The 13,025-nt window shown below is 63.7% G+C and carries 16 protein-coding genes; 5 read left to right on the top strand and 11 right to left on the bottom strand.

What is annotated here, in order from left to right:
- Window positions 1-16: 16 nt before the first annotated feature.
- From IE097_RS06735 to IE097_RS06720, 4 genes are read right to left on the bottom strand one after another with little or no spacing between them, the layout of a single operon-like run.
- Window positions 17-1,549 (bottom strand): phage portal protein, encoded by a 1,533-nt coding sequence (locus tag IE097_RS06735; protein WP_189459399.1) that lies wholly within the window; start codon window positions 1,547-1,549, stop codon window positions 17-19.
- 4 nt (window positions 1,550-1,553) lie between these two features.
- On the bottom strand, window positions 1,554-1,766 hold the full coding sequence (locus IE097_RS06730) for a phage head-tail joining protein (RefSeq protein ID WP_189459398.1): 213 nt from the start codon (window positions 1,764-1,766) through the stop codon (window positions 1,554-1,556).
- The gene (locus IE097_RS06725; protein ID WP_189459397.1) at window positions 1,766-3,766 is read right to left on the bottom strand and encodes a phage terminase large subunit family protein; all 2,001 of its coding nucleotides are present in this window, start codon (window positions 3,764-3,766) and stop codon (window positions 1,766-1,768) included. The genes IE097_RS06730 and IE097_RS06725 overlap by 1 nt, the downstream gene beginning before the upstream one ends.
- Entirely contained in the window at window positions 3,760-4,287 is a 528-nt protein-coding gene (locus tag IE097_RS06720; protein ID WP_189459396.1) for a hypothetical protein, read from the bottom strand. The genes IE097_RS06725 and IE097_RS06720 overlap by 7 nt, the downstream gene beginning before the upstream one ends.
- Before the next feature lie 433 nt (window positions 4,288-4,720).
- Here IE097_RS06720 and IE097_RS06715 point away from each other — a divergent pair, with 433 nt between their 5' ends.
- Complete coding sequence (locus IE097_RS06715; protein WP_189459395.1) at window positions 4,721-6,346, top strand: EAL domain-containing protein; 1,626 nt, start codon at window positions 4,721-4,723, stop codon at window positions 6,344-6,346.
- Between the two features lie 12 nt (window positions 6,347-6,358).
- Here IE097_RS06715 and IE097_RS06710 read toward each other — a convergent pair whose 3' ends face one another.
- From IE097_RS06710 to IE097_RS06680, 7 genes are all read right to left on the bottom strand, one after another.
- Window positions 6,359-6,985: a DUF6441 family protein gene (locus tag IE097_RS06710; protein ID WP_189459394.1), complete on the bottom strand. Its 627-nt coding sequence runs from the start codon at window positions 6,983-6,985 to the stop codon at window positions 6,359-6,361.
- Window positions 6,985-7,125 (bottom strand): hypothetical protein, encoded by a 141-nt coding sequence (locus IE097_RS06705; protein ID WP_189459393.1) that lies wholly within the window; start codon window positions 7,123-7,125, stop codon window positions 6,985-6,987. The genes IE097_RS06710 and IE097_RS06705 overlap by 1 nt, the downstream gene beginning before the upstream one ends.
- A gap of 119 nt (window positions 7,126-7,244) precedes the next feature.
- A complete protein-coding gene (locus IE097_RS06700) occupies window positions 7,245-7,697 on the bottom strand; it encodes a hypothetical protein (protein WP_229797467.1) in 453 nt (150 codons plus the stop codon).
- 66 nt (window positions 7,698-7,763) lie between these two features.
- A complete protein-coding gene (locus tag IE097_RS06695) occupies window positions 7,764-8,351 on the bottom strand; it encodes a hypothetical protein (protein ID WP_189459391.1) in 588 nt (195 codons plus the stop codon).
- On the bottom strand, window positions 8,351-9,307 hold the full coding sequence (locus tag IE097_RS06690) for a hypothetical protein (RefSeq protein WP_189459390.1): 957 nt from the start codon (window positions 9,305-9,307) through the stop codon (window positions 8,351-8,353). Before IE097_RS06690 ends, IE097_RS06695 begins: the two co-directional genes overlap by 1 nt.
- Window positions 9,304-9,612, bottom strand: a complete 309-nt coding sequence (locus IE097_RS06685; protein ID WP_189459389.1) for a hypothetical protein — start codon at window positions 9,610-9,612, stop codon at window positions 9,304-9,306. Before IE097_RS06685 ends, IE097_RS06690 begins: the two co-directional genes overlap by 4 nt.
- Before the next feature lie 11 nt (window positions 9,613-9,623).
- Window positions 9,624-10,079, bottom strand: a complete 456-nt coding sequence (locus IE097_RS06680) for a phage regulatory CII family protein (protein WP_189459388.1) — start codon at window positions 10,077-10,079, stop codon at window positions 9,624-9,626.
- Between the two features lie 292 nt (window positions 10,080-10,371).
- On the opposite strand from IE097_RS06680, the gene IE097_RS06675 reads away from it, so the two are divergent.
- From IE097_RS06675 to IE097_RS06660, 4 genes are all read left to right on the top strand, one after another.
- Window positions 10,372-10,803 carry a hypothetical protein gene (locus IE097_RS06675; protein ID WP_189459387.1) on the top strand — a complete coding sequence of 144 codons (432 nt, stop codon included), beginning with the start codon at window positions 10,372-10,374 and terminating at the stop codon, window positions 10,801-10,803.
- A gap of 158 nt (window positions 10,804-10,961) precedes the next feature.
- Entirely contained in the window at window positions 10,962-11,243 is a 282-nt protein-coding gene (locus tag IE097_RS06670) for a hypothetical protein (protein WP_189459386.1), read from the top strand.
- Window positions 11,240-11,431, top strand: a complete 192-nt coding sequence (locus IE097_RS06665; protein WP_189459385.1) for a hypothetical protein — start codon at window positions 11,240-11,242, stop codon at window positions 11,429-11,431. The genes IE097_RS06670 and IE097_RS06665 overlap by 4 nt, the downstream gene beginning before the upstream one ends.
- Before the next feature lie 396 nt (window positions 11,432-11,827).
- Window positions 11,828-13,000: a tyrosine-type recombinase/integrase gene (locus IE097_RS06660; protein WP_189459384.1), complete on the top strand. Its 1,173-nt coding sequence runs from the start codon at window positions 11,828-11,830 to the stop codon at window positions 12,998-13,000.
- Window positions 13,001-13,025 lie beyond the last annotated feature (25 nt).

Raw genomic sequence — 13,025 nt, 5'->3', positions numbered from 1 at the left:
GCCATGGGCGGGTGGGTCAGGTTGATGAAGTGCCGGTCGACTGCTCGCCGGCCGGCTGGTCCTCGTCCGGCGGATCCGGGATGTCGACGGCGCCGGTGGCGTGCTTGCCGCTGAAGTTCAGCGCACCGATCAGCCCCTGCAGCGCGTCGTTCTGCTTCTGCAGCACCTGCTGCTGCCGGCGCGGGTTGATCCCGGCGGCACGGCAGGCGTCGCCCCAGCTGGCGAGACCGGCATCGAGCTGCATCAGCATCGCCGGCACTTCGCGCCCGGGGTCGGTCATCATCCAGCCCGGCGTGGTCCAGTCCTCCGGTGGCGCCAGCTCGTCCGGCCGGAGCAGTCCGGCCACACGGGCCATGGCCAGGAACGCGGTCGCGATCGCTTCGCACACCTGCGGAATCAGGCACAGCAGCTGGTACTGCTGGATCTCGGCACGAAACTCGCCACGCCCCATCCGTCCCGACGAAAAGTTGACCTGCGAGTAGTCACCGGTCAGCTGCTCGTAGGTGACGCCGAGGCCGGAGGCCACCCCACGGTCGCGCCGGCGCGTGTAGATCTGGTAGTCGGCGCTGGCCGTCGGGTTCAGGAAATTGATGCTCTCGCCCGGGTTGATGCGGGTCATCATCCCCGGCGTCAGACGCGGGCCGTTGCGGCGCCCGCTTCGGCCGGTGCTGCCTGACGCCGTCTCGCCGGCGGGATCCACCGGCATGCCCAGCGCCGCCGGCATGCGCACGTCGGTCGACGTGATCACCGCGCCGATGCAGGCCTCGACCTTCTTGCGCATCAGCGTCGCGTCCTCGTAGTCGCCGAGGTCGCGCATCGACATGATCACCGGTGCAAAGCGCGTCACGCCGCGATGCTGGCCCGGGCGCAGCACCTCGAAGTGGTGGATGACCCAGCGCGCGGGGACGCGATGGCTGGTCGTCGTCCGCATCGACGCGTGGTCGTCGCCCGGATGCCGGTCGAACAGCCAGTACGCCACCCGCCGGCCGATCGCATCGAACTCGATCCCGTCCTGCCGGTAGCCGCCCCCGTCGAGCGGACCGTCGCCGGATACGTCGAGGTAGTCCGGCTCGAGCACCTGGATCTGGAACGGCACCGGCAGGCCGTCGCTGGTCTTGCGCGGCCGGATCCGGATCAGCACCTCGCCCGAGACGAACGCCGTCCGGGCGATCAGTGCCAGCGCCGCGGCAAAGCTGCCGCCATCGGCATCGGCCACCTTGGCCCATTGCTGCCACAGCGCATCGACCGTGTCGCGGTCGCCCCAGTCCGGCACAATGCCGGTGCCGACCGCCTGCGCGATCCAGCGCCGCACGGCACCGGCGGCCCATTCGTTGTTGTCGACCAGGTTGCGGGCCCGGTTGCGCAGCACCGGCAGCGACAGCGCGTTGGTCGCGTTGGCCGACGTGCCCGGCGTGAGCCAGCCATCGGTACGGCGGCCCTTCTGCGCACCATCGAACCGGCGAACCTCGTCGAGCACCTGCCGGTCGGCCCAGCGCGCGAGCCCGGCCCGCGGGCTGAAGAAGCCGACGATGCTGTCGAAGACGTTCATCGTCTCAGTACCGGTCGAACGAGGCGGCGACCGAACGGCTGTCGCCGTCACGGATCAGGCCGGCCCTGATCAGGTCGTTGCGCACCAGGTTCCGGGCCGTCATCAGTTCGTCCATCGAGCGGTAGGTCACCTTGCGGTTGTCGCGTTCGATCGTGAGTTCACCGCTGGCAATGGCCCGGCTCAGCTCGTTCAGGTCGTCGAGGGTAAATTCGGCCATCAGTCTCTCCAGTAGTCGCCGGTCTCGCCGACCCAGTCGTCGGTGGCCGGATGTGACGACGCCCCGCTCGGGACGGGGCGTCGGGATGTCGGTTGCGCCACCGGCACGTCGGCCGGTGGGGGTGGTTCGGGTAGCTGCGGCGCGGGCTCGGCAAACAGGTCCCGCATCCTTGGCTGCAGCAGCGCTTCGCGCCGCTCCCAGTCCGCATCGGTCGCGACGTGGATCCGGTACGCCGGATGCTGCGCGGCGGCCATGGCATACACGGCGGTATCCAGCGCCTCGTTGCGGGCGTTCTTGGGTTTGACCCAGCGGTGGTGCAGCGGGTCGAACTTCTCGGCCGTGAGCTGCTGGTAGTACTCGTCCGGCAACTGGTCCGAAAAGTGCACCCGGCGCTCGCCCAGCACCGCGTTCCGGTCCTGCACGAGGTAGCTCATCAGCGTGGTCTTGGCGGTATCGGTACCGACCGGCCACAGCTGCACGCCGGCCGTGATCGTCTCGCCCTGGTAGAGCACGTCCGGATGGCCCGGTTTGCCGAGGATGGGCTTGTTCGCCTGCGATGCGCCCTTGATCGCCAGCACGCCCTGGTTCTGCCGCATGCGGCAGTAGTTGTAGACGAAGTGGGTGAAGTGGCCGCCGGTATCGATGGCGGTCATCTCGATCCGCATGTCGATGCCCCACTGGTTGCGGATCGGCGTGGTCCGGTACAGGTCGAACCGGGCCCAGAGCGCGTCGTCGGACGGAATGCCCGGCAGCTCGAACCAGTCGAGGATCCAGATCTGGCCGTTCCGGCCGTGCCCCATCAGCTGCACCGCGAGCCGGTCGTCCTGGGTATCGACACCGCAGGTCAGCAGCAGGCAGCCGGCCGGCACCGTCCGCAGCCGGAACGGCTCGGCCCGCGCCTTGAGTTCGTCGTGCTTGATGGCATTCCGGCGCTCTTCCCAGGTCTCGCCGAGCACGGTGTTGATGAAGACCTTCAGTCGCATCGGATTCCCCTGACTGCGGATCCAGCCGCGGGCGTGGTCCAGCCACGAATCCCCGAGGCCGATCGGCGTATACAGCGCGTTGATGTGGTAGCCCCTTGCCGTCCGTTCCGGAAAACCCGGGACCCACTGCCCCCGGGCCAGCATCGCCGTCTTGTGGTTCTCCTCGATCGGCGCGTCGCAGTGCTCGCACACGTACCAGGCCCGGGTCAGTGCATGCACCGGCACCTGCACGCTGCCGTCGTTGTCGCACCAGCGCAGACCCTTCCACTGCAACCACTGCAGCTCGCCGCAGTGGGGACACGGCACGTGGTAGCGGCGCTGGTCGCTGGCCTCGTACTCGGCCTCGATCGCGCTGGCGTCGCGCACTGTGGGCGTCGACACCAGCAGTATCTTGCGCCGTGGGAAGGTCGTCGTCCGGCGCTCGGCCAGATCGATCGGCGAACCCTCGCCGTCGAGGTCGTCGACGTAGGCATCGACCTCGTCGAGGAACAGGTACTTGGCCGGCATCGAGCGCAGGCTCGACGCCGAATTGGCACCCGAGATGATCACCACTCCCCCCGGAAAATCCTTCAGCTCGGCCGTGTTGCTGCCGTCCCGGCTGCCGGTGGCGACGATCTTGCTGGCCAGCGCCGGCGTTTCCTTGATCATCGGCTCCAGCCGTTGCTTGGCCCAGCGGCTGGCGACCTTGAGCGTGGGCTGCACGACCATCATCGGCCCCGGATCGTGGTCGATCACGTAGCCCAGCCAGTTGTTGCCGGCCTCGGTCCCGCCGACCTGCGACGACTTCATGAACACGACCCGGCGGACGTGGCTGTCGGCGGAGAGTGCATCCATGATCTCGCGCAGGAACGGGGTCCGGTCGGTATGCCACTGGCCCGGTTCGGACGCACCCTTCTGCGGCAGCCGCCGGAACCGGTCGGCCCAGCCCGACACGCTCAGGCGCAGCCGTGGGGCGAAGACCTTCCCCACCGTCTCGCATGCGAAGCGATAGCTGTCGCGCAACCCGGTCATCAGCATAGGGATTCCTCGTTCTGTTCCGGCAACACCGTCATCAGCCGGTGCACCTCTTCGATCACCAGCGTGATCTCCCGGTCCAGCAGGTCGTAGACCCGACCCGGATCGGTCTCGGCCGCGATCGGCATCGACAGCCGGTCAGGCAGGCGCTCGAGCGCGGCACGCACGGCGCCGGCAATGTCGGCGACCGCCAATGCAATCTCGTCGGCCGCCACCAGTTGCTTGAGGGCTTCGGCGATCTCGATGTCGAGCTGCACGCCGCGCTTGATCTCGTTCTGGGTGCGTACCGTCTGGAAGTCGGGCAAGCCGGAGTCGGCCAAGGGGTCGTGCCAGGCCTTGCGTGGGGCCGCCTTGCGTCTGGCCCGTGACGGATCGGCCGTCGCCGCGATCAGCCGGTCGGTCTCGGCCACCAGCACCAGGCCTTCGTCGTCGAGCACCAGTCGCCCGGCATTGCCCAGCTGCGTCACATAGGCGCGGCTGTACCCCCGCAGCTTGGCGAAGGCGGATTTCGTCAGGGCTTCCATGCAGCACCTCATTGACCGGAGCTATCGGTAAAGCCCTGTTAAGTTGTTAAGTGTTAAGCAATTCCGGAAAACCGGACCGCTGCAGACCATCGGGGCCGCGATACCCGTGCGGGCCACCCCGTCCGGAAGGACCCGAATGCCCAAAGCACCGGACGAATTCACATCACATCAGGAAATTCTGATTGACCTTCATTCCGCTCCGGCCCAGTCTGGTCGGTACTCCTGTCGATGGCGGCCGGTCTGTCTCCCGAGTGTGACCGATTGCCCCCGGCCACCATCGAACGGAGCCTTCAATGGCAAAGGCGCAGAGCCTGGACTGCGCCGTCTCCCCGCACCCCATGCGAAATGCTGCCGATGCACATTTCCGGCGACGACCTAGAATTCAGCAACGACTGATATTCGCCGGCAGCAACTTGCTGTTCTACCCACGCTCATGCCCAGACGCTTCGCCTCGCTGCTACAACGTAACGCCAACGACGCCGGCAGCAGATTCCCCGAAGCAGGGCCGAGCCGCGTCCGGTCTCGCGTACTCATCTCGGCCTTGGTGGCGCTGTCGCTGCCGCTGCTAGGCATCGGCATCGGCATCGTTCAGGCGCACTGGCAACTACAGCAGCAAGCCGAAAAGTCTGCCGCGCACGCAATCAAGCGGCTGGACCAGGTACTGGACAACGGCAAACTGGCAGCCAGCTCCGTGCAAATGCTGGTCGGCCAGCCCTGTGACAAGAACACCCAGCGCGCACTGCAATGGCCCGTTGCGACGATCACCTACGTCCGGTCCGTCGCACTGACCAAGGGCTCCCAGCTGTATTGCACTTCGCTGCTTGGCGCGACCCGCTTTGACCTGACGCAGTCCCGGTTCATCGACGGCCAGCTTCTGCTGATGCCCAACCTCGTCACTTCGCCGAATGTCCCCGTACTCGCCACCCGGCACCCGGTTCCCGGCGGCGCCGTGATTGCGATCATCGACGGTCGCTACCTGCATTCGGCGATGCAGTTGGCAGCTCAGGATGGCCAACTGTATTTCGAGGTCGGCGATCTGCACATGGGTCTGGACGGTCACATCAGCAACAAACCGATCCCGGCGCTCGACGATGCGTTTGCCAAGCGAACCTCCAGCCGCCATCCGTATACGATCATCAGCGGTTCGCCTGCCGGATCGATCCAGAAGTACCTGCTCAACTACAATCTGCCGCTACTGATCCTGACCGTCATTGTCGGCCTGCTGGCCGGACTGGCCTGCTATCGCCTGCTGGGCCGGCCCGGTTCACCGCGGGCCATCCTGCGGCGCGCGCTCGAAGCACGGCAGTTCGAGCCCTTCCTGCAGCCGATTGTGCGGGCCGGAGACGGTCACTGGATCGGTGCCGAAGTCCTGATGCGCTGGCACTTGCCCGGCGAGGGACTGATCCGCCCCGACCTGTTCATCCCGATGGCCGAGCAGACCGGTCAGATCCTGCCAATGACCCGCGACCTGATGCAGCAGGTCGCCGAGGTGCTGGCACCGCACGCCGCCGAGCTGCCGCCGCACTGCCATATCGGCTTCAACATCAGCGCCGCCCACTGTAGCGACCCGCAGCTGCTCGAGGACTGCCGCAACTTCCTTGCAGCCTTCCCGTCCGGCAGCATCGAACTGTGGCTGGAGCTGACCGAGCGCGAACTGATCGAACCGACCGAAGCGTCCGACCTGCTGTTCCAACAACTAAGCTCCCTCGGCGTCAAGGTGGCGATCGACGACTTCGGTATCGGCCATGCCAGCCTCAACTACCTGCAGCGCTTCACCGTCGACGCGCTGAAAATCGACCAGAGCTTCGTCAAGCGCATCGGCGCCGACACATTGTCGGCCCACCTGCTCGACACGCTGGTCGCGCTGGCGACCAAGCTCGACATCGACCTGGTGGCCGAAGGCGTCGAAACCGCCGCCCAGCGCGACTACCTGCGGGCCTTGCGGGTACGCTACCTGCAGGGCTACTACTTCGGCCGGCCGATGCCGATCCGCGAGTTCATGCCGGCGCTACGCCAGCACCGCAACGCGGTCCGAGAGGTGATGGACCTCCGGGCATAAACGGTGGCTGCATCATCGCCCGGTTGCCTGTCGCCGTGATTGTGCGATCGCCCGTGCCATATTGGCGCCGAACAGCTTCGGAAAGGCGACCTTGGCGATCCGGTCGCCGGTCTCTCGCAGCTTCAGGCGCGCATCGACGGTAACTTCGTCCTCGAGCACGTACATCACCTGCACCTGGCCGCGACGGCGCAGGCACAGCAGCTCGAGTCCGTCGCGGGTACGGATCTGGAACAGCGCGCCGGCGAGGTTCTCTGGCCAGTTCTTCTTCGGCACGACGCCGTGCGGCTTGCCGCCGCGCGCTTCGTCGGTCGGAATGGCCAGCTTGCCTTTCCAGCGCCAGACCTGAGTGTCCCGGCTGCGTTTCTTGCCGCCGTATTCCTGCCGGCCCATGAACTTGTCGCGGCTGTAGACCTGGGCCGAAAGCCGGTTCTTGCGGGCCGGCTCGATCCGAATGCCGTTGATCACCCACTTGCGGCTGATCGTGAACCGCTTGGGCATGTCCGCCCTGACCTGCTGCTGCACCGATTGCGCGGCCTGCGTCAGCGACTTGGCCGTGGCGAATGGCAGTTGCTTCCTGCCCAGCTCCGTCAATTGTCGCTCGACGGCACCGAAGTCGAAATCCAGTTTCAGGAACGACATCAGTCGAGATCGGGCAATTGCTTGCTCGCCTCCAGCCAGCTGTAGGCGTCGCATTCGGCAATCACGTCCGCGTCGACCGGCACGACGTTGTCGATCACGATGCGGCCGTCTGCGTGGATCAGCCGGTAGTAGGTTTGCATGGGGCTCTTCCGGAAATGACAAAGCCCGCACGATGGCGGGCTGGGGTTGGTCGGCGCATCGACCCGGAAAAGCAAAAACCCCGCGCATCGCTGCGGCGGGGTCTGGGGATTCGTTTCTGCTAGGCGAGCGAAAACACCCTTTCCCGGGTAGAGTCGCGCCGAAGCGTTGTCGAATTGTTGAGCGAAAGATAGCGGATGGCCTTGGTTGGAGTCGACAACAAATAATTCCATCGCATCCGGAATACTTCTTCTGCACGCGCGACATGCTCCGGATAGTCAACGAGCGCCAAACGCAGTCGTCGGCAGATCCACTTCGGATTGTCGCGCAGCAGATAGTGCCTGCGCAGCAGATTCCGGGTCGACTCAGGCAAGCCGACCACAACGGCATCTACGCGGATCGCTACAGCTTCATCGACCGAGTTCGGCCGTGAGGTCGCACCAGCCTGGATCTTTTCTTCCGGCGTCATGTACGAGCACGCCGCGTACCCCCTGCTTGGCACGGACTGCGACCACCGGGCCCAGTTCTCCAGCGTTTTGATCGCGGCCGGACCATCCAGCATTTTTTCAACCATCATTCCCTCCGATATTGCCCCGGAGACCACCTGGCCCGATCGTTGCCGGGCTTTGTTGTGTTCTGCTCAGGCCGCTTTTGCAGCCAGCATTTCCTTCAGTTGTGCCACCGAGGCGGCGGCGACGGCGGTATTGCCGCGCTTGTATTCCGGTGGCGGTACGTTCGCCGGTACCGCCGGGCACGGGGTTGCCAGTCTCTTCGACAGCAGCCGTATCCAGTCTCCCTTGCTGCGGCCCCAGCGCGCTGAAGCGATCCGGCTCAGGCCAAAGTCCCGCGCCGCCCAGTAGATCGCCGGCTGGCTCCACACTGCACTGCCGAACTGAACAAGCGGTGCCTGTACCCTCGCCTCGTCGAAGGCGGCAGCGAAGTCGATCGCCGGCAACACCATGTCAGCCAGTTCGGCCAGTGAAGGCGGAACCGAGTCGGCCCGGACCGTAGCAAGCAACCGGTCGAGCACCGGCTTAAGCATCCGGTACTGGATGCCGCGGGCGTAGAACAGCGCGGCAGCCGATTCGCCCCACACCACCTGTGAGGCCTCGTCCGGAAACTGAGTGCGCCATTTGGCGCCATACACTGCGGCGAACCGTTCCCACAGCACGCGCACGGCCACGAAGCCGTCGGCACCAGCCGGGCGCAACCACGGATTGCGGGCCATCAGCGCCCTCCCGCATCGACGTGGGCGACCCGCTGCGCCTGCCGGCCGACACCGGCGGCCTGCAGCACCGCTTCGCGGAACAGCTGCGGTTGGGCGAAGTCCCGCTCGAACAACCCGAAGGCCTCTCCCTTGGCCTGAATGCCGGACCAGGACTCGAACCACGGTTTGCCGGCCGGACCGGCAGAGGTCAGCGGCACGACGTTCGATGAGCGTGCCGTCTGCAGCACCTTGGCCAGATAGGCCAGCGGCAGCGCCTCCGGCGTCGGCTTGTACTTGCGTGCTGTCGCCACTGCCGACCGGAGTTCGTCGACCGAGACCGCCGCACTGGCCCAGCTACGCAGCTGGGCATGACGTGGTGACACCGGAATGCCTGAGTCGCGCAATACTGTCGCCAGTGCAGTCAGGGTTTCGTTGCCCTCTTCGACCGGCATCATCTCGTCGGCAACGGCACCATCTGCCCCCGTAGTTGATTCCACAGATGATGATGATTCGGAGAGTAAAAACCCGACCTCTGATGTGTGCCGCTCATGGGCAATTCGGGTCTGCCCCTCACTAGTCGGAACCCCAGCACTGGCGCGGCTTGCAGCCCGCCCTTCATCCCTGCCCTTCATCTGCCCCCCGGATTTCGGACGCACGTCGGCCAGGGTCGCCAACGGGAGTGAAAAAACGAGGTGTTTCGGGTCATGCTTGCGCACCACCAGACCCAGCCGTTCGAAGCGTTCGAGCGCACAGCGCAGGCGTTTCTCGGTGGGTTTGACCGCCTTGGCCCTGCTGCAGGCTTCCGGATGGCTCTCGACCGCCTCGGAGAGGCTCTGGTACGAGATACCGCGAGCACGACCGACGATGCCGGACTGGTAGTCCATGTGCCAGCGCAGGCCCAGTACGTACAGTTTGAAATCGAACGGATCGAGGTATTCGAGCGCGGCCCGTTCGGCGTCGGAGATCAGTACGCTCATGCGGCCCACCTTGTCCGAGGCAACAGCACCACGTCGAAGACCCGCAGATCGCCACGGCTCTCGATCACCCCGGCATTGAGCAGTTCGGCCAGTACCGCCCGCAGCTCCTCGTAGACCAGTGGCCGACCCAAGGCCGGGACCGGCCCCACTAGTGATGCCAGCTGGTTCAACATCGACTGGCGCGGCCCGGTGACGTGCGCGTCGCGCAGATCCACCAACCGCAACAAACCAGATACATACACCCGCTTCGCCAGATCCGAGCAGCGCTTCAGCGCCCGGGCCTCGACATGCGTTACCGCAATCATCGCCCTCTCCCTCAGCCCACCTGCAACAACATGCCGGCACCCACGGTCAACAGACGACGCAGATGCTGCTCGATCCGTTTGCGCTCGGCCGGGCTCAACTGCTCGCCCCACTCGCTGTCGGGTGCTTCGGCGCGGGCAATCTCGCCACCGGTGTCGCCACACTCCTTTGCCAGCAGACAGAACTCGCGCGACAGTTCGCGCAGCGAGCGGTGTGCTTCCGGCAGTGGCACCGTCACGTAACCGCACAGCGACGCCAGCGCATCGGCAATCACCGGACTCTGCATCCGGTCGGTGATTTCGGCGGCCTCGGTCAACGTCAGCTGGTTGGCGTCGTTATTGGGGTTGAGCTTGTTGGTCAGGATGGTCGCGTTCTTGTGCATCACCGCAGCCAGCCCCACGATCCCGTTGTGATGGCTTTTGGCCAGCACCTGCCCGGCAACGACAACGTGGCGATAAGCCTGTTTCATAAGGCGCTCTCCTTGGAAAATGGTGTGAAGGCGCGCTGCCGTGCCGAAAATGGCAGTGCAGCAGGAAGAAAAAAGCCGGCGCGACCGGCAAAGGCCATAGCGGGGCACGCTGTGGCGGTGGAACCTAAATCGAAGTATTTCAAGACGAGGCTACAGCCCGGATGGCTGTCGGTTACAAGCTGGGCGTCCTCAAACTCACACTCAAAATATACCTCACAGGTATATTTTTCTGCAACACAAATGTACCCGGCAGGTCATTTACGCGGGGCGTCAACGTTATGAAAATGGCTAGATGGATATCTACGCAATTCGCCTAGCCAATTTGCGCCTGCTTGCGCAAGAGGTGGGCGGGCGCCCACAGCTCGCAAAGCTGATGAACATCAGCTATGCCCTGCTGAGTAACTACATTGGCAAAACACCGGTTAAGAACATCGGTGACAAGATCGCACGGGACGCAGAAACCGCCGCGCAGAAACCTCACGGGTGGATGGACGCTCGCCATGACGGGCTTAATGCTGCCGATGGTGCACTCAGCACGCTCCAGAACAAACAAGCTCAAACGCTGCGCTTACCCGGCATATCAGAAGATCTATGGGTTCAGGTCCCACCCAAAGCACTCCTCCTGATGGAGAAAATAGCAGTAGCAAGTGCTAGTGGAGCTCTCAGCGACCAATCCTTGTCTCTCCTCGTCTCCACAGCCGATCACCTCGCAAACGAGAAGTAACTGCGCAGCAAGCGCACTTCATAAGCCAAACAAGCCGCTTTTTCAGGCGGCTTTTTCATGCCCACAAAAGATACCTGATGGGTATTGATTTTATGTATACCTTGTGGGTATATTTATTACACGCCACCTAGCGCAGTAGGCCTCGGGGAGGCGTGCAAATGACATGGCCCGCTGCGCATCAATCCGGTAAATCCCCCGGAAAGGTCTGCAACGTGCAATCCATCCGAACTTACGGCCACTCAGAGCAACAACCTCCTACACCCCGCAACGCCACTATCTACGCTTTGATGGTTGGCGACGGATTGGTAGTCGAGCTGATGAATCCCATCCTTGCAGCCGGCTACCGGATCTCTAACGGCATCGACACTCGCTTCTATGTCTTGAAACACGTCGAGACGGCCAGAGGAAACGATGGCGAGCACATGAGGGCGGCAGCATGACCTTCGCCCTTCAAATCATCGTCACCGCGGCATGCCTCGCCCTCGCCCTGACAATCTGTGCCGCGTGCAGCAACCTGCCCCACCCGCTCGACAAGATCACCGCGGCCATCACGATCTTCAGCCTGCTGGGTATCTGGACGATCGTCATGGATCTCATCAACACCATCGGCGCCGAGAGTGCGCCATGAACGCCCATGCAGAAGCCGCACGGCTGGCGAATACGCCATGGCGAGCGAACGCACTGTTGTCGGCATCACCCGCACGCCTGCACACGCATGATCTGGTCATCATTCGCGCTCGGGGTTCTGAACTTGAAGTCCTGCGCAATCGCCGACGCGACCATCAAATCGCTCGCGAACTGAAAACTGCTACCTGCGAGGTATGGCAATGGCGTCCGGCGCTCTCTTCGAGGAACGGTGTATGACGACCATCAGATTCAAGACGATACGGCAGTTTTCGAAAGAGTCCGGGTACACCGAGTACGCCATCAGATCGAAGATCCACAACGGTGTATGGCTGATGGCGCAGGTCTGGATAAAAGCCCCCGATGGGCGAATTTTGATCGATATAGAGGGTTACAACCAATGGGCGGAAAGTGGCCGGGCGTCAACGCAGTCAGTGAAACGTCGATCGAAATCACCTTCTCCTATCGAGGCGTCCGCTGTCGTGAGCGGATCAAGCTTCAGCCCACCCCCGCTAATCTGAAGCGGGTCGCGCAGCACCGCGCCGCAGTGCTCGAGGCGATCGCCTTGGGCACTTTCGACTACACGGTGACTTTTCCCGATTCCGCTCGGGCACGCATGTTTGCGGAACGTCTCGGCCAAGTCGAAACGGTGGAAGACTATCTTTGCGCTTGGTTTGATCAGCAATCGTTGACGCTCAAAGCAAGTACGCTGCATGACTACCGGATGACCATCTTCAATCATCTGATTCCGGCGTTCGGTTCAATGCGCTTGAGTGACTTGAAGCGGCCGGTAATCCGTAACTGGTGCAATACGCTGACGGCCGGCAACAAGCGGATCGCCAACATGCTCAGCCCGCTACGGATTGCCCTGAACGATGCTGTCGACGACGAGATGATCGAAAGCAACCCGCTCCACGATTGGACCTATCGCCGCAAAACGGCGCCTCGACGAGTTGACGACGTCGATCCGCTTTCGCCGAGCGAACAGGCTTCGGTACTTGCCAATCTGGAAGGTGCGGCCCGGAATCTGGTGCAGTTTGCATTCTGGACTGGCCTGCGGACCAGCGAGCTAATTGCACTGGAGTGGAAGGACATCGACTGGATACGAAGCGTAGTCATGATCAACAAGGCGAAGACCGCCCATGCGAAGGAGCCTGAAACACCGAAAACGCGCGCAGGTGCGCGCGAGGTCAAGCTGCTTCCCATGGCGCTTCAGGCACTGGAGGCGCAGAAAGTGCATACGCTTGAGCACCCGAGCGGTCTAATCTGGCTTAACCCGTATTCGAACCAACCCTGGAAAGGGCCGAATGGCATCCGGAAGTCGATCTGGCTGCCAGCGCTCGAACGCGCGGGAGTCCGATATCGCCGCCCCTACCAAACCCGCCATACCTACGCCAGCATGATGCTCAGCGCCGGTGAGGCGCCGATGTGGGTTGCGGCACAGATGGGGCATGCCGACTGGACCATGATCGCCAGGGTTTACGGTCGCTGGCTTCCAGACGCATCTCCACAGGCAGGCTTGAAGGCAAATGCAACGTTTGGCCGAAATGCACTTGTCGCGGACAGCAGTTGAGCATATTGCTCCAAACAACTGGAGC

Source organism: Jeongeupia chitinilytica, assembly GCF_014652315.1.
Classification (GTDB): Bacteria; Pseudomonadota; Gammaproteobacteria; order Burkholderiales; family Chitinibacteraceae; genus Jeongeupia; species Jeongeupia chitinilytica.
This window is presented reverse-complemented; position numbering and strand designations above follow the sequence as displayed.

What these genes read in the sequence shown, in the direction of transcription:
- IE097_RS06735 (WP_189459399.1), bottom strand. Translation starts at nt 1,549, where the DNA reads ATGAACGTCTTCGACAGCATCGTCGGCTTCTTCAGCCCGCGGGCCGGG.
- IE097_RS06730 (WP_189459398.1), bottom strand. Translation starts at nt 1,766, where the DNA reads ATGGCCGAATTTACCCTCGACGACCTGAACGAGCTGAGCCGGGCCATT.
- IE097_RS06725 (WP_189459397.1), bottom strand. Translation starts at nt 3,766, where the DNA reads ATGCTGATGACCGGGTTGCGCGACAGCTATCGCTTCGCATGCGAGACG.
- IE097_RS06720 (WP_189459396.1), bottom strand. Translation starts at nt 4,287, where the DNA reads ATGGAAGCCCTGACGAAATCCGCCTTCGCCAAGCTGCGGGGGTACAGC.
- IE097_RS06715 (WP_189459395.1), top strand. Translation starts at nt 4,721, where the DNA reads ATGCCCAGACGCTTCGCCTCGCTGCTACAACGTAACGCCAACGACGCC.
- IE097_RS06710 (WP_189459394.1), bottom strand. Translation starts at nt 6,985, where the DNA reads ATGTCGTTCCTGAAACTGGATTTCGACTTCGGTGCCGTCGAGCGACAA.
- IE097_RS06705 (WP_189459393.1), bottom strand. Translation starts at nt 7,125, where the DNA reads ATGCAAACCTACTACCGGCTGATCCACGCAGACGGCCGCATCGTGATC.
- IE097_RS06700 (WP_229797467.1), bottom strand. Translation starts at nt 7,697, where the DNA reads ATGGTTGAAAAAATGCTGGATGGTCCGGCCGCGATCAAAACGCTGGAG.
- IE097_RS06695 (WP_189459391.1), bottom strand. Translation starts at nt 8,351, where the DNA reads ATGGCCCGCAATCCGTGGTTGCGCCCGGCTGGTGCCGACGGCTTCGTG.
- IE097_RS06690 (WP_189459390.1), bottom strand. Translation starts at nt 9,307, where the DNA reads ATGAGCGTACTGATCTCCGACGCCGAACGGGCCGCGCTCGAATACCTC.
- IE097_RS06685 (WP_189459389.1), bottom strand. Translation starts at nt 9,612, where the DNA reads ATGATTGCGGTAACGCATGTCGAGGCCCGGGCGCTGAAGCGCTGCTCG.
- IE097_RS06680 (WP_189459388.1), bottom strand. Translation starts at nt 10,079, where the DNA reads ATGAAACAGGCTTATCGCCACGTTGTCGTTGCCGGGCAGGTGCTGGCC.
- IE097_RS06675 (WP_189459387.1), top strand. Translation starts at nt 10,372, where the DNA reads ATGGATATCTACGCAATTCGCCTAGCCAATTTGCGCCTGCTTGCGCAA.
- IE097_RS06670 (WP_189459386.1), top strand. Translation starts at nt 10,962, where the DNA reads ATGACATGGCCCGCTGCGCATCAATCCGGTAAATCCCCCGGAAAGGTC.
- IE097_RS06665 (WP_189459385.1), top strand. Translation starts at nt 11,240, where the DNA reads ATGACCTTCGCCCTTCAAATCATCGTCACCGCGGCATGCCTCGCCCTC.
- IE097_RS06660 (WP_189459384.1), top strand. Translation starts at nt 11,828, where the DNA reads ATGGGCGGAAAGTGGCCGGGCGTCAACGCAGTCAGTGAAACGTCGATC.